The sequence below is a fragment of the Micromonospora sp. NPDC023814 genome (genome assembly GCF_040639595.1).
Lineage (GTDB): Bacteria > Actinomycetota > Actinomycetes > Mycobacteriales > Micromonosporaceae > Micromonospora.
Genome location: NZ_JBFAAF010000013.1, coordinates 88,643 through 106,359 on the forward strand (window position 1 = coordinate 88,643; position 17,717 = coordinate 106,359).

General features: G+C 74.0%; 17 protein-coding genes. 16 read left to right on the forward strand and 1 reads right to left on the reverse strand.

All coding sequences use genetic code 11. The annotated features are described in order from the left end of the window. Nucleotides 1–120 precede the first annotated feature (120 nt). The 14 genes from AB0G14_RS09970 (at nt 121) to AB0G14_RS10035 (ending at nt 13,418) form a co-directional block, all read left to right on the forward strand. Nucleotides 121–1,020 carry a tryptophan 2,3-dioxygenase family protein gene (locus AB0G14_RS09970; protein ID WP_357695639.1) on the forward strand — a complete coding sequence of 300 codons (900 nt, stop codon included), beginning with the start codon at nt 121–123 and terminating at the stop codon, nt 1,018–1,020. A gap of 19 nt (nt 1,021–1,039) precedes the next feature. Then, a complete protein-coding gene (gene kynU, locus AB0G14_RS09975; RefSeq protein ID WP_357695641.1) occupies nt 1,040–2,347 on the forward strand; it encodes a kynureninase in 1,308 nt (435 codons plus the stop codon). Nucleotides 2,348–2,403: 56 nt separating this feature from the next. Then, the gene (locus AB0G14_RS09980) at nt 2,404–3,741 is read left to right on the forward strand and encodes an NAD(P)/FAD-dependent oxidoreductase (protein ID WP_357695643.1); all 1,338 of its coding nucleotides are present in this window, start codon (nt 2,404–2,406) and stop codon (nt 3,739–3,741) included. A gap of 23 nt (nt 3,742–3,764) precedes the next feature. Next, nucleotides 3,765–5,246, forward strand: coding sequence for a 2-hydroxymuconic semialdehyde dehydrogenase (locus AB0G14_RS09985; protein ID WP_357695733.1), 1,482 nt, complete (start codon nt 3,765–3,767; stop codon nt 5,244–5,246). After that, entirely contained in the window at nt 5,243–6,040 is a 798-nt protein-coding gene (locus AB0G14_RS09990) for a fumarylacetoacetate hydrolase family protein (protein ID WP_357695646.1), read from the forward strand. The genes AB0G14_RS09985 and AB0G14_RS09990 overlap by 4 nt, the downstream gene beginning before the upstream one ends. Further along, nucleotides 6,037–7,053, forward strand: coding sequence for an acetaldehyde dehydrogenase (acetylating) (locus AB0G14_RS09995; protein ID WP_357695649.1), 1,017 nt, complete (start codon nt 6,037–6,039; stop codon nt 7,051–7,053). Before AB0G14_RS09990 ends, AB0G14_RS09995 begins: the two co-directional genes overlap by 4 nt. Beyond that, a complete protein-coding gene (gene dmpG / locus AB0G14_RS10000; RefSeq protein ID WP_357695651.1) occupies nt 7,050–8,108 on the forward strand; it encodes a 4-hydroxy-2-oxovalerate aldolase in 1,059 nt (352 codons plus the stop codon). The genes AB0G14_RS09995 and dmpG overlap by 4 nt, the downstream gene beginning before the upstream one ends. 55 nt (nt 8,109–8,163) lie before the next feature. Beyond that, nucleotides 8,164–8,937 carry a fumarylacetoacetate hydrolase family protein gene (locus tag AB0G14_RS10005; RefSeq protein ID WP_357695653.1) on the forward strand — a complete coding sequence of 258 codons (774 nt, stop codon included), beginning with the start codon at nt 8,164–8,166 and terminating at the stop codon, nt 8,935–8,937. 124 nt (nt 8,938–9,061) lie between these two features. After that, on the forward strand, nt 9,062–9,496 hold the full coding sequence (locus tag AB0G14_RS10010) for a RidA family protein (RefSeq protein WP_357695655.1): 435 nt from the start codon (nt 9,062–9,064) through the stop codon (nt 9,494–9,496). Next, nucleotides 9,493–10,017, forward strand: coding sequence for a 3-hydroxyanthranilate 3,4-dioxygenase (locus AB0G14_RS10015; RefSeq protein WP_357695658.1), 525 nt, complete (start codon nt 9,493–9,495; stop codon nt 10,015–10,017). Before AB0G14_RS10010 ends, AB0G14_RS10015 begins: the two co-directional genes overlap by 4 nt. After that, a complete protein-coding gene (locus AB0G14_RS10020; protein WP_357695661.1) occupies nt 10,017–11,051 on the forward strand; it encodes an amidohydrolase family protein in 1,035 nt (344 codons plus the stop codon). Before AB0G14_RS10015 ends, AB0G14_RS10020 begins: the two co-directional genes overlap by 1 nt. 148 nt (nt 11,052–11,199) lie before the next feature. After that, on the forward strand, nt 11,200–12,663 hold the full coding sequence (locus AB0G14_RS10025) for an amidase (RefSeq protein ID WP_357695664.1): 1,464 nt from the start codon (nt 11,200–11,202) through the stop codon (nt 12,661–12,663). A 73-nt stretch (nt 12,664–12,736) separates the two neighbouring features. Continuing rightward, on the forward strand, nt 12,737–13,024 hold the full coding sequence (locus AB0G14_RS10030) for a hypothetical protein (RefSeq protein WP_350684434.1): 288 nt from the start codon (nt 12,737–12,739) through the stop codon (nt 13,022–13,024). Further along, nucleotides 13,011–13,418, forward strand: a complete 408-nt coding sequence (locus tag AB0G14_RS10035; protein WP_357695667.1) for a DUF5130 family protein — start codon at nt 13,011–13,013, stop codon at nt 13,416–13,418. Before AB0G14_RS10030 ends, AB0G14_RS10035 begins: the two co-directional genes overlap by 14 nt. A 133-nt stretch (nt 13,419–13,551) precedes the next feature. Here AB0G14_RS10035 and pepN read toward each other — a convergent pair whose 3' ends face one another. Further along, nucleotides 13,552–16,101, reverse strand: a complete 2,550-nt coding sequence (gene pepN / locus AB0G14_RS10040) for an aminopeptidase N (RefSeq protein ID WP_357695670.1) — start codon at nt 16,099–16,101, stop codon at nt 13,552–13,554. Nucleotides 16,102–16,312: 211 nt separating this feature from the next. On the opposite strand from pepN, the gene AB0G14_RS10045 reads away from it, so the two are divergent. After that, entirely contained in the window at nt 16,313–16,936 is a 624-nt protein-coding gene (locus tag AB0G14_RS10045; RefSeq protein ID WP_357695673.1) for a DsbA family protein, read from the forward strand. Nucleotides 16,937–17,189: 253 nt separating this feature from the next. Beyond that, nucleotides 17,190–17,639 carry a hypothetical protein gene (locus tag AB0G14_RS10050; protein ID WP_357695675.1) on the forward strand — a complete coding sequence of 150 codons (450 nt, stop codon included), beginning with the start codon at nt 17,190–17,192 and terminating at the stop codon, nt 17,637–17,639. The last annotated feature ends 78 nt before the right edge of the window (nt 17,640–17,717 follow it).

Consider the following 17,717-nt stretch of genomic DNA (forward strand, 5'->3'; position numbering starts at 1 on the left):
CGCAGGTCAGCGGGCGGTAGAGCCGTTGATCCGGCATTCCATCTGCCGGTTCCACCGCGAGATCATGTCGGTCACCCGGCCCGGCCAGGCCGGCACACCCCAGCGAGCAGAGGAGGACCGGTGGAGCAGACGGACCTGCGGGCGCCCACCCGGGCGGCGGTACGCCCGGTCACCCCGCGGCAGCGCGCCGCCCGGGCGGCCCGCAACGGCGGGGAGCCGACCCTGGAGTTCGCCGAGCGGGTGCCGTACGACGCGTACGTGCAGGCCAGCACCCTGCACCGGTTGCAGCGGCCACTGAGCGACGACCCGGGCGAGATGTCCTTCCTGATGGTCAGCCAGATCATGGAGCTGTACTTCGGGCTGACCTGCCACGAGCTGCGCGAGACCCAGCGGCTGCTGCGCGTCGACCGGGTGTGGGACGCGCTGGCCCCGCTGCGCCGTGCCGCCCTGCACCTGGAGGCGCTGAACGCCGCCTGGAAGGGGCTGCGCTGGATGACCCCGGCCGACTTCAACCGGTTCCGCAACCTGCTGGGCGAGGGCTCCGGCTTCCAGTCGGCGATGTACCGGCACCTGGAGTTCCTGCTCGGGCTCCGGGACGAGGCGCTGATCCGGCCGTTCCGGCGGCAGGCCGAGGTGCACGCCGAGCTGCGGGCCACCCTGGCCGCGCCGAGCGTCTGGGACGACGTGCTCGCGCTGCTCGCCCGGCACGGCCACGACCTCCCGGCCGACCTGCTGGACCGGGACGTCGCCGTCGAGCACGAGCCGCACGCCGCGGTCGAGGCGGCCTGGGTGCGGATCTACGCCGACGCCGGGCCGGACAACCACCTCCGGCTGCTGGGCGAGGCGCTGACCGAGGTCGCCGAGCAGTTCGGCGACTGGCGACAGCACCACGTCAAGGCGGTGCAGCGCACAATGGGCGCCAAGGTCGGCAGCGGCGGCTCCGCCGGACTGGCGTGGTTGCAGCGCAGCATGGCCCGGGTGGTCTTCCCCGAGCTGTGGTCGGCCCGGACCGCGATGTGACCGGAGAGCGAGACACCACATGAACACCCTCGCACCAGACTCTTCCGGGTTCGCCGCCGGCGAGGCCGAGGCGCACCGCCGCGACGCCGCCGACCCCGGGCACCGCCACCTGTTCCACGTGCCGGCGGCCGACGGCGGGCGCTACCCCGAGGCCGCGTACCTGGCCGGCAACTCCCTCGGCCTGCAACCGCGGGCCACCCGTGGGGAGCTGCTCGCCGACCTGGACGCGTGGAGCCGGCTGGGGGTCGAGGGCCACCTGGAGGCGGAGCGCCCCTGGCTGCCGTACCACGAGCTGCTGACGGCGCCCGCCGCGCGACTGGTCGGCGCCGCCCCGGCGGAGGTCGTGGTGATGAACTCCCTGACGGTGAACCTGCACCTGCTGATGGTCAGCTTCTACCGGCCGGCCGGGGCGCGGACCCGGATCGTCATCGAGGACAGCGCCTTCCCCTCGGACAGCTACGCCGTGCGCAGCCAGGCCCGCTTCCACGGCCTGGACCCGGACGCCACCGTCGTCCGGTTGCGCCCCCGCGACGGCGAGGACACCCTGCGCACCGAGGACGTGACCGACTACCTGGCCGCCGAGGGCGACCGGGTGGCGCTGGTGCTGCTCGGCGGGGTCAACTACCTCACCGGCGAGCTGATGGACATCCCGGCGATCACCGCCGCCGGCCGCGCGGCGGGGGCCGTGGTCGGCTGGGACCTGGCGCACGCCGCCGGCAACGTCCCGCTGGCCCTGCACGACTGGGACGTCGACTTCGCCGCCTGGTGCTCCTACAAGTACCTCAACTCCGGGCCGGGCGCGCTGGCCGGCGTGTTCGTGCACGAGCGGCACCTGGGCGACCCCGGGCTGCCGCGCTTCGAGGGCTGGTGGAGCACCGACGCGGCGACCCGGTTCGAGATGACCCCGGTCTCCCGGCCGCCGGCCACCGTGGAGGCGTGGCAGGTCTCCAACCCGCCGATCTTCGCGATGGGCCCGGTGCGGACCTCGCTGGAGCTGTTCGACTCCGTCGGCATGCCGGCGCTGCGCGAGCGCAGCATCCGGCTCACCGGCTACCTGGCGGGGCTGCTCGACGGGGTGACCGCGGACCGCCCGCTGACCGTGGTCACCCCGCGCGAGCCCGAGCGGCGGGGCTGCCAGCTCTCGGTGCGGATCGGCGCGGGCAGCGCCACCGGGCTGGCCAAGCGGCTGCGGCACGAGCACGGCGTCATCGCCGACGCCCGGGAACCGGACATCATCCGGTTCGCCCCGGTGCCGCTCTACTCCACGTACCACGACTGCTGGCGGGTCGCCGACGCGCTGGCCACCACGGTGGAGGTGAACCGGTGAGCGCGAGGAGTGAGCCGGGGTTGCGAGCCCCGCAGTCGCGAACGGAGGCAGGCTCGGTGACCGAGGAGCGGGACGAGATCGCGGTCGTCGGCGCCGGCCTGGCCGGCTGCCTGCTGGCCTGCTTCCTGGCCCGCCGCGGCTACCCGGTGGCGCTCTACGAGCGGCGGCCCGACCCGCGTACCGGCACCGTCGAGCGGGGACGCTCGATCAACCTGGCGCTCTCCGAGCGGGGCCTCGACGCGCTGCGCCGCATCGGCCTCGACGGGCAGGTGCTCGCCGACGCGCTGCCCATGCGCGGCCGGATGGTCCACCCGGTCTCCGGCGAGCCGCAGTTCCAGTCGTACAGCGCCTCCGGCGACCGGGCGATCAACTCGATCAGCCGGGGCGCGCTGAACAACGCCCTGCTGGACGCGGCGACCGCCCTGCCCGGGGTGCGGGTCGCCTTCGACCACCGGCTCGTCGGGCTCGACCCGGCCACCGGCGAGATGACCTTCGAGACGCCGCAGGGCAAGGTCGCGGCCACCGCGTCGGTCGTCCTCGGCGCCGACGGCGCCGGCTCGGCGGTGCGCGGGCAGTTGCTGGCGTACGGGCTGCTGACCGAGAGCCTGGACTTCCTCGACTACGGCTACAAGGAGCTGACGATCCCGCCGCTGGGCGGGGACTTCGCCCTCGACCCGGACGCCCTGCACATCTGGCCGCGCGGCACCTCGATGATGATCGCCCTGCCGAACCCGGACCGCTCGTTCACCTGCACGCTCTTCTGGCCCACCCACGGCACCGCCAGCTTCGCCTCGCTGGGCAGCCCCGCGGCGATCGAGCGGCACTTCGCCGAGCACTACCCGGATCTGCCGCCGCTCGCCCCGAACCTCGTCGACGACTACCAGCACAACCCGGTGGGCGTGCTCGGCACCGTGCGCTGCACGCCGTGGCAGGCGGACGGGCGGGTCGGCCTGCTCGGCGACGCGGCGCACGCCATCGTCCCGTTCTACGGCCAGGGCGCCAACTGCGCCTTCGAGGACGTGGTCGAGCTGGACCGCTGCCTGGACGAGTGCGCCGACGACTGGTCCGCGGCGCTGCCGCTGTTCCAGCAGCGCCGGCAGGCCAACGCCGAGGCCATCGCGCGGATGGCGTTGGCCAACTTCGTGGAGATGCGGGACAAGGTGGCCTCCCCGCTGTTCCAGGCCGGCCGGAAGGTCGAACACGCGCTGGAACGGGCGCTGCCGGGCCGGTACGTTTCCCGGTACGAGCTGGTGTCCTTCTCGACCACCCCGTACGCCGAGGTGGTGCGGCGCGTCCGCCGTCAGCACCGGGTGCTGGGTGCGGTGGCCGCCGGCGCGGCGGCCCTGCTGGCCGGCGCGGTCGGCGTGGCGATCAACCGAGGGAGGCGTCGATGACCGTCACCTGGGATCCCCGGCTGATGACCGGGCGGGCGCCCGACGGCCCGGGTCTGTTGCGCAACTTCGTCGGCGGCGAGTTCGTCGACGCCGGGCGGCGGTTCACCAAGCGCAGCCCGGTCACCGGCGAGCCGGTCTTCGAGGTCGTGGAGGCCGACCGGGCGCGCGTGGACGACGCCGTCGCCGCCGCGCGGGCGGCGCTGCGCGGGCCGTGGGGCCGGATGGGGGAGCGGGAGCGCGCCGAGGTGCTCCGCCGGGTCGCCGACGAGCTGGAGCGCCGCTTCGATGACCTGGTCACCGCCGAGGTCGCCGACACCGGCAAGGCCATCTCGCAGGCCCGCACCCTGGACATCCCGCGCGGCGCGGCGAACTTCCGCGCCTTCGCCGAGATCGTGGCGACCGCGCCGACCGAGTCCTTCACCACGGTCACCCCGACCGGCGGCCGGGCGCTGAACTACGCGGTCCGCAAGCCGGTCGGCGTGGTCGCGGTGATCGTGCCGTGGAACCTGCCGCTGCTGCTGCTCACCTGGAAGGTCGCCCCGGCCCTGGCCTGCGGCAACGCGGTGGTGGTGAAGCCCAGCGAGGAGACTCCCGCGTCGGCGACCCTGCTCGCCGAGGTGATGGCCGCCGCCGGCGTGCCGGACGGGGTGTTCAACCTGGTGCACGGCTTCGGCCCGGACTCGGCCGGGGAGTTCCTCACCCGCCACCCGGGGGTCGACGCGATCACCTTCACCGGCGAGTCGGCCACCGGCGGCGCGATCATGCGGGCCGCCGCCGACGGCGTGAAGGCCGTCTCCTTCGAGCTGGGCGGCAAGAACGCCGGGCTGGTCTTCGCCGACGCCGACCTCGACGCGGCCGTGGCCGGATCCGTCCGCTCCAGCTTCACCAACGGCGGGCAGGTCTGCCTCTGCACCGAGCGCATCTACGTGCAGCGCCCGGTGTTCGAGGAGTTCACCGCCCGGCTCGCGAAGCGGGCCGCGGAGCTGCCGTACGGCTGGCCGGCCGACGAGGCCACCGTCAACATGCCGTTGATCTCGCACCAGCACCGCGCCAAGGTGCTCGGCCACTACGACCTCGCCCGCGCCGAGGGCGCCGAGGTGCTGGCCGGGGGCGGCACGCCGGCCTTCGGCGACGCCCGCGACGGCGGCGCGTACGTGCAGCCGACGGTGCTGACCGGGCTGGGCCCGGACGCCCGCACCAACACCGAGGAGATCTTCGGCCCGGTGGTGCACGTCGCCCCGTTCGACGACGAGGACGAGGCGTACGCGCTGGCCAACGGCACCGAGTACGGCCTGGCGGCGACGGTCTGGACGCGGGACGTCGGGCGGGCGCACCGGGCCGGGGCCCGGCTCGACGCCGGCATCGTCTGGGTGAACACCTGGTTCCTGCGCGACCTGCGCACCCCGTTCGGCGGGGTGAAGGCGTCCGGGATCGGGCGCGAGGGCGGCGTGCACTCGCTCGACTTCTACTCCGAACTCACCAACGTCTGCGTGGACCTGACATGACGGATCATGAAGCCGCGGCCCGGGAACTGGTCGAGGCGCGGGAGAGCGGCAAACCCTGCCCGCCGCTGCGCGGGCGGCTGCTGCCCGAGGGGGACGTCACCTCGGCGTACCTCGTCCAGCAGCTCCAGGTGCGGCAGTGGTTGCAGCGGGGCCACCGCCGGGTCGGCGCGAAGATCGGGCTGACCTCGCGGGCGGTGCAGGAGGGCCTCGGCGTCTACCAGCCGGACTTCGGCGTGCTGACCGACGCGATGGCGGTGCCGGACGGGGCCGAGGTGGCGATCGACCGGCTGCTCCAGCCCCGGGTGGAGGCGGAGGTCGCCTTCGTGCTCGGCGCGGACCTGCCCGACGAGCGGGTCACCACCGCGGACCTGGTCCGGGCGGTCGACCACGTGCTGCCGGCGATCGAGATCGTCGACTCGCGGGTCGCCGGCTGGGATATCTCCATCGTGGACACCGTCGCCGACAACGCCTCCAGCGGCCTCTTCGTGCTGGGCACCACGCCGCGCCGCCTCGCCGACGTGGACCTGCGGCTGTGCGGGATGGTCCTCGAACATGCCGGGGAGCCGGTGTCGGTCGGCGCGGGCGCGGCCTGCCTGGGCAACCCGCTGCACGCGCTGGAGTGGCTGGCGCAGACGCTGGCCCGCTCCGGCGATCCGCTGCGCGCGGGCGACGTGGTGCTCTCCGGGGCGCTCGGCCCGATGGTGCCGGTGACCCCCGGCGCGGCGTACGAGGCGCGGGTCTCCGGCCTCGGTTCGGTCCGGACGTGTTTCTCGTCGTCGGAGGGGGCGGCATGACTGTCGGGGTGGCGGTGATCGGGTCGGGCAACATCGGCACCGATCTGATGATCAAGGTGCGCCGGCTGAGCAGCGATCCTGATGGGTCGCGACTGCGGGACTCCGCTTCGCTGCGTTCCTCGCGCTCCCCGGGGAGCCTCCGGATGGTGGCGATGGCCGGCATCGACCCGGCCTCCGACGGCCTGGCCCGGGCCCGGCGCCTCGGCGTGGCGACCACCGCCGAGGGCGTCGACGGGCTGGTCGCGATGCCCGAGTTCGCCGACGTCGAGCTGGTCTTCGACGCCACCTCGGCCGGCGCGCACCGGCACAACGACGCGGTGCTGCGGGGGCACGGCCGCACCGTGGTCGACCTGACCCCCGCCGCCATCGGACCGTACGTCGTGCCCCCGGTCAACCTCGACGAGCACCTGCACGAACGCAACGTCAACATGGTGACCTGCGGCGGGCAGGCCACCGTGCCGATCGTCGCCGCCGTCGGCCGGGTCACCCCGGTCGCGTACGGGGAGATCGTCGCCTCGATCGCCTCGAAGTCGGCGGGGCCGGGCACCCGGGCGAACATCGACGAGTTCACCGAGACCACCGCCCGGGCGATCGAGGTGGTCGGCGGCGCCGAGCGCGGCAAGGCGATCATCGTGCTCAACCCGGCCGACCCGCCGCTGCTGATGCGGGACACGGTCTACTGCCTCTGCCCGGACGCCGACGCCGACCGGGCCGCGATCGCCGCCTCGGTGGCGCAGATGGTGGCGACCGTCCAGGAGTACGTCCCCGGCTACCGGCTCAAGCAGGACGTGCAGTTCGACCGGGTCGACACGTACGTGCCGTCGCTGGGTCGGCACCTGACCGGGTTGCAGGTCTCTGTCTTCCTGGAGGTCTCCGGCGCCGGGCACTACCTGCCGGCGTACGCCGGCAACCTGGACATCATGACCTCGGCCGCGCTGCGCACCGCGGAGCGGCTGGTGGCCCTGCGCGCGGCGGTGACCGACCGCGACGCCGCCGTGGAGGTGACCGCATGACCGACCTGTACATCCAGGACGTGACGCTGCGCGACGGTATGCACGCCATCGCCCACCGCTACACCGTCGACCAGGTGCGCACCATCGCCGCCGCGCTCGACGCGGCCGGGGTGGCTGCCATCGAGGTGGCGCACGGCGACGGGCTCGCCGGCTCCAGCGTCAACTACGGCCACGGCGCGGCCAGCGACGCCGAGTGGATCTCGGCGGCGGCCGAGGTGCTGACGACCGCGAAGCTGACCACCCTGCTGCTGCCCGGCATCGGCACCATCGCCGACCTGAGGGCGGCGAAGGCGCTCGGGGTGACCAGCGTGCGGATCGCCACCCACTGCACCGAGGCCGACATCTCCGCCCAGCACATCTCCTGGGCCCGCGAGAACGGCATGGACGTCTCCGGCTTCCTGATGATGTCGCACATGAACGATCCGGCCGGGCTCGCCGCCCAGGCCAGACTGATGGAGTCGTACGGGGCGCACTGCGTCTACGTCACCGACTCCGGTGGCCGGCTGCTGATGTCCGACGTGGCCGAGCGGGTCGACGCGTACCGGCAGGTGCTGGAGCCGGCGACGCAGATCGGCATCCACGCCCACCACAACCTGTCGCTCGGGGTGGCCAACAGCGTGGTCGCGGTCGAGCACGGGCGGATCCTCGGCGACGGCCCGCTCGGCGCGCCGCACGGCCGGACGGTGCGTGTGGACGCGTCACTGGCCGGGCAGGGCGCCGGCGCCGGCAACGCGCCGCTGGAGGTCTTCGTCGCCGTCGCCGAGCTGCACGGCTGGAAGCACGGCTGCGACGTCTTCGCGCTGATGGACGCCGCCGACGACGTCGTCCGGCCGCTGCAGGACCGGCCCGTGCAGGTCGACCGGGAGACGCTCTCGCTGGGGTACGCCGGGGTCTACTCCAGCTTCCTGCGGCACGCCGAGCGGGCCTCGGACAAGTACGGCGTGGACGTCCGGTCGATCCTGGTCGAGCTGGGCCGGCGCCGGATGGTCGGCGGGCAGGAGGACATGATCGTGGACGTGGCGCTGGACCTTGCCGGCAAGGAGGAATCGCTGTGAGCGCGAGGAGTGAGCCGGTTTTGCGAGCCCCGCAGTCGCGAACGAAGGTGGCACGGTGATCGGCCCGGACACGGCGGGGATCGCCGAGCGGTTGGGCGCGGCGGCCGACACCGCCACCGCGATCCCGCAACTGGCGGCGGAGGCCGGCCTGGACGTCGACGCCGCGTACGCGGTGCAGACCGCGCTGCTGCAGCGCCGGCTGGACCGGGGCGAGCGGCTGGTCGGGCTGAAGATGGGCCTGACCAGCAAGGCGAAGATGGCCCAGGTCGGCGTGGACGAGGTGATCTGGGGCCGGCTCACGGACACGATGCGGGTGCCCGACGGCGGCACGGTCGAGGTCGGCGACTACATCCATCCCCGGGCCGAGCCGGAGGTGGCGTTCCTGCTGGACCGGCTCCCCGAGCCCGGCGAGCCGGTCGGCGACTTCACCGACGCGGTCCGGGCGGTCGCCCCGGCGATCGAGCTGATCGACTCCCGGTACGCGAACTTCACCTTCGCGCTGCCGGACGTCATCGCCGACAACGCGTCGGCCGCCGCGTTCGTGGTCGGGCCGTGGTGCCCGGTGCCGGACGGGCTGGACAACCTGGGCGTGCTGCTGGAGGTCGACGGGCGGGTGGCCCAGGTCGGCTCGACCGCGGCGATCCTCGGTGACCCGCGCCGGGCGTTGGACGAGGGGATCCGCCTCGCGGGTCGGCACGGGGTGCGCCTCCGCGAGGGCTGGGTGTTCCTGGCCGGCGCGGCGACCGCCGCCGTGCCGCTGCGTCCCGGTGCCCACGTCCGGGCCGTCGTGGAGAAGCTCGGCACGGCGTCGCTGCGGGCGTCGTCGTGATCGGGGTGGGGGGTTCCGGGCAGCCCACCCGGCTCCGGGCGGTCAGGCTTGATCCCTCCGCCGGGCGGGCTGCCCGGAACCCCGTCGTGGTCACCGTCCGCGCGTCCCTGCCGGGTGGTGGGTCGTGAGCGGGACCGAGGCGCGCGTGGTGGCCGGGAAGGCCGTGCCGAGGGGGGCGTTTCCGCACGTCAAGGTGGCGAACGGGTTCGTCTTCGTCTCCGGTACGTCGTCGCGGCGGCCGGACAACACCTTCGCCGGCGTCGAGGTGGACGAGTTCGGCACCACCAACCTCGACATCCGGGTGCAGACCCGGGCGGTGATCGAGAACATCCGGGACCTGCTGCGCTCGGTCGGCGCGGACCTGCCCGACCTCGTGCAGGTCACCACCTACCTGGTCAACATGAACGACTTCGGTGGCTACAACGAGGTCTGGGCGGAGTTCTTCGACGCGACCGGCCCGACCCGCACCACGGTGGCGGTGCACCAGTTGCCCCACCCGCATTTGTTGATCGAGATCCAGGCCGTGGCCGTGCTCCCGCAAGGAGGTCAGTCGTCATGAGTGAGATCGCCGAGCCGTTCAGCTTTCCGGGCTGGATTGCCGAGAACCAGCACCTGCTCAAGCCGCCGGTGGGCAACAAGGAGCTGTTGCCGGGCAGCGACGACTTCATCGTCATGGTGGTGGGCGGGCCCAACCAGCGCACCGACTTCCACGTCGACCCGTACGAGGAGTTCTTCTACCAGGTCAAGGGCAACATGCACGTCAACCTGATGACCCCGGAGGGGCCGCGGACGGTGCACATCCGCGAGGGTCAGATGTGGATGCTGCCGCGCAACACGCCGCACTCGCCGCAGCGGCCGGAGGCCGGCTCGATCGGGATGGTCATCGAGCGGGTCCGCGAGGAGGGCACGCTGGAGAGGTTCCAGTGGTACTGCCCGGAGTGCAGCCACAAGGTGCACGAGGTCGAGTTGCAGGTCCGCGACATCGCCGCCGACCTGCCCCCGGTCTTCCAGGCGTTCTACGCCGACGAGAAGGCGCGCACCTGCGACAACTGCGGCGCGCTGCACCCGGGCAAGGGCTGATGGCGGTTCCCGCCGAGGGCCTGCCGGGGCAGGCGCGGTTCCCGGTGGTCGACGTGCACACGCACGTCGTACCGAGGGGGTGGCCGGACCTCGCCGCGACGTGCGGCGGGTCCGGCTGGCCCTGGCTGCGGGTCGACTCCGAGCGCGCCGCCATGATCATGGTGGGGGAGACGGAGTTCCGGCCGGTCGGCGCGGAGTGCTGGGACGCGCCGACGCGGCTCGGCGACATGGCGGCGGACGGCGTCGACGTGCAGGTCGTCTCGCCCACCCCGGTCTTCTTCGGCTACGACCGCCCCGCCGACCAGGCCGCGAAGGTCGCGCGGATCTTCAACGACCTCACCCTGGAGGTCACGGCCGCCGGCGGCGACCGGCTGGTGCCGTTCTGCCAGGTGCCGTTGCAGGACGCGGACGCCGCCTGCGCCGAGCTGGACCGCTGCCTCGCGGCCGGGCACGCGGGCGTGGAGATCGGCAACCACGTCGGCGACCGCGACCTCGACGACGCCGGGATCGTGCAGTTCCTGACCCACTGCGCCGAGGTCGGCGCGCCGGTCTTCGTGCACCCGTGGGACATGCCGGGCGGCCCCCGGCTGGACCGCTGGATGGCCCGCTGGCTCACCGGCATGCCCGCCGAGACGCACCTGTCGGTGCTGGCGCTGATCCTCGGCGGCGTCTTCGACAAGGTGCCCGACACGCTGCGGATCTGCTTCGCCCACGGCGGCGGCAGCTTCCCGTTCTGGCTGGGCCGCGCCGACAACGCCTGGCACCGCCGGGGCGACCTGGTACGCGGATCCTCCGCCGCCCCGCCCAGTTCCTACGTCGACCGGTTCCGCGTCGACTCGGTCGTCTTCTCCGGGCCGGCGCTGCGGCTGCTGGTCGACACGATGGGTGCCGACCGGGTGCTGCTCGGCAGCGACTACCCGTACCCGCTGGGGGAGCGGCCGGTCGGGCGGGTGGTGCGCGAGGCGGACTTCCTCACCGACGACCAGCGCGCCAAGCTGCTCGGCGGCAACGCGCTGAGCTTCCTCGGCCGGTAACGGGACGGGGCAGGAGTGCCGTACGTCGCACGGGCGCGTCCGGCGAGGGACCGGCCGGTTCCGTCGTGCCGGGGGACATGGGCCCCTTGCCGGGCCGGCCGGTCGTGTCGTCCGGCAAAGCGGCGGCCGGACCAGGCAGGATGACGGGATGGCCGAGCCGCACGACCTGACCGCGTTGGAGCAGGCCGCCGCGATCGCCCGCGGCGAGCTGTCCAGCGTCGAGCTGGTCGAGCACCACCTCACCCGGGTCGACGCGCTCGGCGACACGGTCGGCGCGTTCGTCACGGTCACCCCGGAACTGGCCCGCGCGGCGGCCCGCGCCGCCGACGCCGCGCCCGCCGGGGAACGCGGCCCGCTGCACGGCGTACCGACGGCGATCAAGGACCTCACCCTCACCGCCGGGGTGCGCACCACCTTCGGCTCGGCCGCGTTCGCCGACTTCGTGCCGCCCGTCGACGCCGACGTGGTCCGGTTCATGCGCGCGGCCGGGCTGGTCAGCCTGGGCAAGACCACCACCTCCGAGCTGGGCTGCTCGCTCTACTCCGAGGGGCTGGTCGCCCCGCCGGCCCGCAACCCGTGGGACCTGGCGTACACCGCCGGGGGCTCCAGCGGCGGGGCGGCGGCGGCCGTCGCGGCCGGGCTGGTGCCCGTCGCCCAGGGCTCCGACGGCGGCGGCTCGCTGCGCATCCCGGCGTCGCTGTGCGGGCTGGTCGGCTACAAGCCGAGCCGGGGCCTGGTCCCCGGCGGCCCCGTCGGGTTCGGCGCCTACGGCCTGCCGACCAACGGGCCGGTCGGGCGGACGGTCGCCGACGTGGCGGCGCTGCTCGACGTGCTGGCCCAGCCGGTGCCCGGCGAACCCTACCTGGCGCCCGCCCCGCCGGCCGGCGGCTTCCTCGCCGCGGCCCGGACGGCGGAGCCCGGTCGGCTGCGGGTGGGCCGGTTCACCGCCCCGATGCTCGCCGACGAACCGGTCCACCCCGACTGCGTCGCCGCCGTGGACCGGGCCGCCGCGCTGCTCACCGCCGCCGGCCACGAGGTGGTCGACGTCCCCGCGCCGCTCGGGCCCGCGGTGTGGCCGCTGTTCGAGATCGTCTGGTACGTGCTGGCGCTCGCGCCCGTGCCGCCGGAGCGGGAGGGCGACCTGCTGCCGCTGACCCGCCACCTGCGCGCCCGGGGCGCGGAGGTCTCCGCCGGCACCCTCACCGCCACGCTCGGCGAGCTCCAGGCGCAGGTGCGCCTCGGTGTCCGGCGCACCGCCGGGTGCGACCTGCTGCTCTGCCCGACGCTCGCCGCGCCCCAGGCCCCGGTGGGCTGGTTCGCCGAGGGCGGCGACCCGGCGGAGGATTTCGACCGGCAACGCCGGTTCTCGCCGTACTGCGCCGTGTTCAACGTCACCGGCGATCCGTCGGTTTCGCTGCCGGTCGGCGTCACCGCCGAGGGGCTGCCCGTGGGCGTCCTGCTCACCGGCCGGTACGGCGACGACGCGAGGTTGGTCGCCACCGCTGCGCAACTGGAGAACTCCAGTGGCGGATGGGAACGCCACCCCGCAATCTGGCGGGCCGTCGGCTCCGCTAACGTGAATGGCAGCGGAGTCGGGCGGTCGTCACCATGATCGTCCGCCCGACCCGGATGTTTGAGGTCTCTTCTTCCGCCTGGGGGCGTTGGGATTGTCTGTAACCGAGACGTTGCTGGTCTTCGTCGGCATCCCGGCGGCCGCGGTGCTGGTGATCGCCGGCCTGGCGTACGCCGGTAGCCGTGGTGGCGGCGGTGGCGGCGACAAGCGCTACCGGCCGGGCCGGCCCTTCGACTTCACTCCGGTCTGGTTCCTGGGCCGTCCGGAGCAGCTGGCCGACTCGGCCGGCACCGCTTTGGCAGCGGGCGCGCAGGCGCCGGCGCTGACCAGCCGCAAGCAGGAGCAGGCCGGCATCGAGGCGCCGGCCGGTGGAACCGGAGGCGCAAGTGACCGTTGGTGAGAAGCAGGTCGGGACGGGGAATCCGCCCGAGGTGCTGGACGGGCCGTTCACGACCCGCCAGCTGCTGCGCATCGACGAGGCCCTGCGCCTGGCCGACCAGGGCACCGGCCTGGTCTTCTCGGTGTTCGTCGGCGGCCTCGACGAGCCGATCCGGCAGCACGCCGAGCGGCTGCACCGCCAGCTCGCCGAGCCGGACCGGTCGGTGCTGATCGCGGTGTCGCCCAACCAGCGCCAGCTGGAGATCGTCACCGGCCGGCACGCCCGCAAGCGCATCCCGGACACGTACGCCCGGCTCGCCGCCCTGTCCATGGTGGCGGCCTTCGGCGGCGGCGACCTGGCCGGCGGCATCATCAACGGCCTCGACCAGCTCGCCAGCCACGCCGGCAAGGGCTGAGCGCCCCCGTTCACACCGAAGCCCGGTCCGCCAGTGCGGACCGGGCTTCGTCGTGAGCGGACCCGGGACCCGAACGACACAGGCCGGGGCCGGCGCGGGTCTCCCCCCGCCGGCCCCGGCCCGTCGGACCTGCTCAGGCGCTCCGGGCGTCCCTGGCGCGGGCCTTGAGGGCCCGGACGACGCCGTCGCGGCCCTCGGCGACCAGCCGGCGCAGCGGGGCCGGGTGCCCGTCGGCGGCCAGCCACGCGTCGGTCGCCGCGACGGTCTCCTCCTCCACCAGGTACGTCGGGTACGCCAGCTGCGCGAACTCCTGCGCCGGCTCGCTGTCCCGGCTGGCCCACACCTGGCCCACCGCGGCGAAGTACTTCTCCCGGTACGGCGCGGTCAGCTCGACCTGCGCCGCGTGGGTGAAGCCCTGCAGCAGCGCCCGGTGCCGCCAGTTCGGCAGCGCCTCCGGCCCGGTCAGCTCCGCCCAGACGGCGGCCTTGTTCTCCGCCGTCGGCACCAGCGCGTGCGCGTGCGCCGCCTCCCGGTCGCCGCTGGCCGTCCGGTCGGTGGCCAGCTCGGCCTCGATCTCGACGGGACCGGCCGCGCCGTTGGCGACCAGCGCGTCCAGCACCGTCCAGCGCAGCTCGGTGTCGACGGTCAGCCCGGCGGGGACGCCGCTGCCGGCCAGCCAGCCGCGCAGGGTCGCCAGGTCCTCGGCGGAGCGGGCCGCCGAGGCGTACGCCCGGGCCCAGGCGAGCTGGAAGCCGCTGCCCGGCTCGGCGGCGGCCAGCGCGGTGCGGGCGGTGCGGGCCAGCTCCGCCCAGCCGGTCGGCGCCCAGGCCGGGTCGGCGTAGACGGTGAGCGTCGTGGTGGCCTGCCGCAGCGTCGCGGTGACCAGGTTGATGTCGGTCTCGGCGGGCAGCCCGGCCAGCACCAGCGCCACGTAGTCGCGGGCGGCCAGCTCGGCGTCCCGGGTCATGTCCCAGGCGGCCGTCCAGCAGAGCGCGCGGGCCAGCGACGACTCGAGCCCGGCGATGTGCTGCACCACGGTGGCCATCGACCGCTCGTCCAGCCGCAGCTTGGTGTAGGTGAGGTCGTCGTCGTTGAGCAGCAGCACGTCGGCGGCGCGCACGCCGCGCAGCTCGGCCAGCTCCGTCCGCTCGCCGGTCACGTCGACCTCGAGGCGCTCGCGGCGGACCAGCCGGCCGTCGGTCAGGTCGTAGAGGCCGACCCCGATCCGGTGCGTGCGCAGCGTCGGGTGCCCGGCCGGCGCCTCCTGGCGCACCACGACGTTCTCGTAGGCGCCGTCCGTCCCGATGGTCACCTCCGGCCGCAGCGTGTTGACCTGCGCGGTCTCCAACCACTGCGCGGCGAACTTGCGCAGCTCCCGGCCGGAGGCGGCCTCCAGCTCGGTGAGCAGGTCGTCGAAGGTGGCGTTGCCCCACGCGTGCTTGCCGAAGTACGCCCGCAGACCGGCCAGGAACGGCTCCTCGCCCACGTACGCGACCAGCTGCTTGAGCACGCTGGCGCCCTTGGCGTAGGTGATCCCGTCGAAGTTGACCTCGACGGCCTCCAGGTCCGGCATCTCGCAGTAGACCGGGTGGGTGGAGGAGAGCTGGTCCTGCCGGTAGCCCCAGTTCTTGCGGATGGAGAGGAAGGTCGTCCACGCCTCGCGGAACCGGGTCGCGTGGGTGTTGCACCAGTGGCTGGCCCACTCGGCGAACGACTCGTTCAGCCACAGGTCGTTCCACCAGCGCATGGTGACCAGGTCGCCGAACCACATGTGGGCCAGCTCGTGCAGGATCGTGTTGGCCCGCTGCTCGTACTCGAAGTCGGTCACCTGAGAGCGGAAGATGTAGTGCGCCTCGGCGTGCGTGACGCAGCCGAAGTTCTCCATCGCGCCGGCGTTGAAGTCGGGCACCCAGAGCTGGTCGTACTTGGGCAGTGGGTAGCGGACGCCGAACTGCTCGTGGAAGAAGTCGAAGCCCTGCTTGGTGATCAGGAAGAGGTCGTCCGAGTCCATGTACTGCGCCATGGAGGCGCGGCAGTACGCCCCCAGGTCGATGCCGTCGTGGCTGTCCCGCACCTCGTGGTACGGCCCGGCGCAGAGCGCGGTGATGTAGGTGCTCATCCGCACGGAGGTGGCGAAGTGCACCGTCTTGAGGCCCTCGCCGGCCGGCTCCTCGCGCTCCACCGGCATGTTCGAGACCACCTTCCAGTGGTCCGGGACCGTGGCGTGCCAGGTGTAGACGCTCTTCAGGTCGGGCTGGTCGAAGCAGGCGAAGACCCGCTGCGCGTCCGCCGTCTCGAACTGGCTGTAGAGGTAGGTCTCGCCGTCGACCGGGTCGACCGTGCGGTGCAGGCCCTGCCCGCTGTTCGAGTACGCGAAGTCCGCGTCGACCACCAGCGTGTTCTCGCTGCCCAGCCCGGACAGCGTCAGACCCTTCTCCGCCGACCAGTCGCCGAGGTCGACCGGGGTGCCGTTCAGCGTCGCCGACCGCACCGAGTCGGCGGCCACCTCGATGAAGGTGCTCGACCCCGGCTCGGTGCACCGGAACCGGATCTCGGTGGTGGATCGGAAGGTGCGACCCTCGGCCGCCTGGACGGCGGTCGAGAGGTCCAGACTGATGTCGTACCCGGTCACGTCGAGCAGGCGGGCCCGCTCGGTGGCCTCGACCTGCGTCAGGTTGCGCACTCCCGGCACTGTTCGTCTCCATCTCGTCTCGCCGTACGCCTCGTTGGCGCCGTCACCGACCGCTCGTGACGGCCGGATTCGAGTCTTCCATGCACGAACACCCCGCGGTGGGCGAGGTCACGCTCTCATTCCGGTGTCGGTCGATGGCCGCCGGGGTGAAGATCGGGGAAGGCGCCGGAGGCCGGCGCCACCTGTCGTGAAGGGACCCACCGTGAGCGAGCGTGTCGCCGTAGACATGTGGTTCGACCCCATCTGCCCGTGGGCGTGGATCACCTCCCGCTGGCTGCTGGAGGTAGAGCAGGTGCGGGACGTGGACGTCCGCTTCCACGTGATGAGCCTGTCGGTGCTGAACGAGGGCCGGGAGGTGCCCGAGAAGTACCAGGAGCTGATGCGCACGGGCTGGGGGCCGGTGCGGGTCTGCATCGCGGCCGAGCAGCGGTACGGCCAGGAGGCCGTCCGGAAGCTCTACACCGCGCTGGGCACCCGGATCCACCTCGGGCAGGAGAAGCTCTCGCCGGAGCTGTTCGCGGCCGCGCTGGCCGACGCCGGGCTCGACCCGGAGCTGGCCGAAGCCGCCGAGAGCGCCGGTTACGACGAGGCGCTGCGGGCCAGCCACGAGGCCGGCATGCGCCCGGTCGGCACCGACGTCGGCACCCCGGTGATCCACGCGCCCGGCCCGGACGGCGGCACGGTCGCCTTCTTCGGTCCGGTGGTCACCCCGCGCCCGAAGGGTGAGGCGGCGGGCCGGCTCTGGGACGGTGTCCTGCTGGTCGCCGGCACCCCGGGCTTCTACGAGCTCAAGCGCTCCCGCGAGCTCGGCCCCATCTTCGACTGACCTCCACGGCGGCCGCGAGCCGTGCACCGGCCGGACCGGCCGCACGGCTCGCGGGCCCGGATGCCGCCGGTCGGGCGCCGGGTGCCGACACGCGCTGCGGCCGGGTACCGCCGTGCGCGCTACGGCCTGGCGAAGCCGCGGCCCGGCGGGGCGCGGTCCCCGGCGTCACCGGGGGGCCGGCGGACTCGTTCTCTTCGGTGTCCGCCGCAGCGACCCGCAGGGCCGCACCCCGCAGCTCGTGGAGGCAATCCCGATGGCCAAGCACCGTGCTTCCGGTGACGATCCGCTGACCGGGGAGGAGGTGACCGAGGGCCCGGAGGCGGCGTACTGGTCGGTCGACGACTCCCGCTGGCCGGCGGTCCGCCCCGACCTTCCCGCACACATGGTGGACCTGCTCGCCCCGCCGATCGTGGTCGGCGTCGCCCGCGTGCCGGCCACCTCCCGACTCACCCCGCCGGCCGAGCACCGGCGGAACGCGCCCGCCGAGCACCTGCTCGGCCCGCCGGCCGAGCAGCGACGCAACGCCCCGGCCGAGCAGCGACGCAACGCCCCGGCGGAGCAGCGACGCAACGCCCCGGCCGAGCAGCGGCCGGCGCCGGTGGCCGGGCCGCGGACGATCGTGCCCGCCGCGCCGGGCGGGTCGGGCCGGCGCCCGGCGGCCGCTCCCGCGTCGGCCGGTCGGCACCGCCTGCCGGCGAAGTAGCCGCCGGCGGGCGGGGACACGGCCTGCCGGCGGCGGGGCCGCCGCACCACCCGAACCGGCGGCCCCGGCACGGCTCGC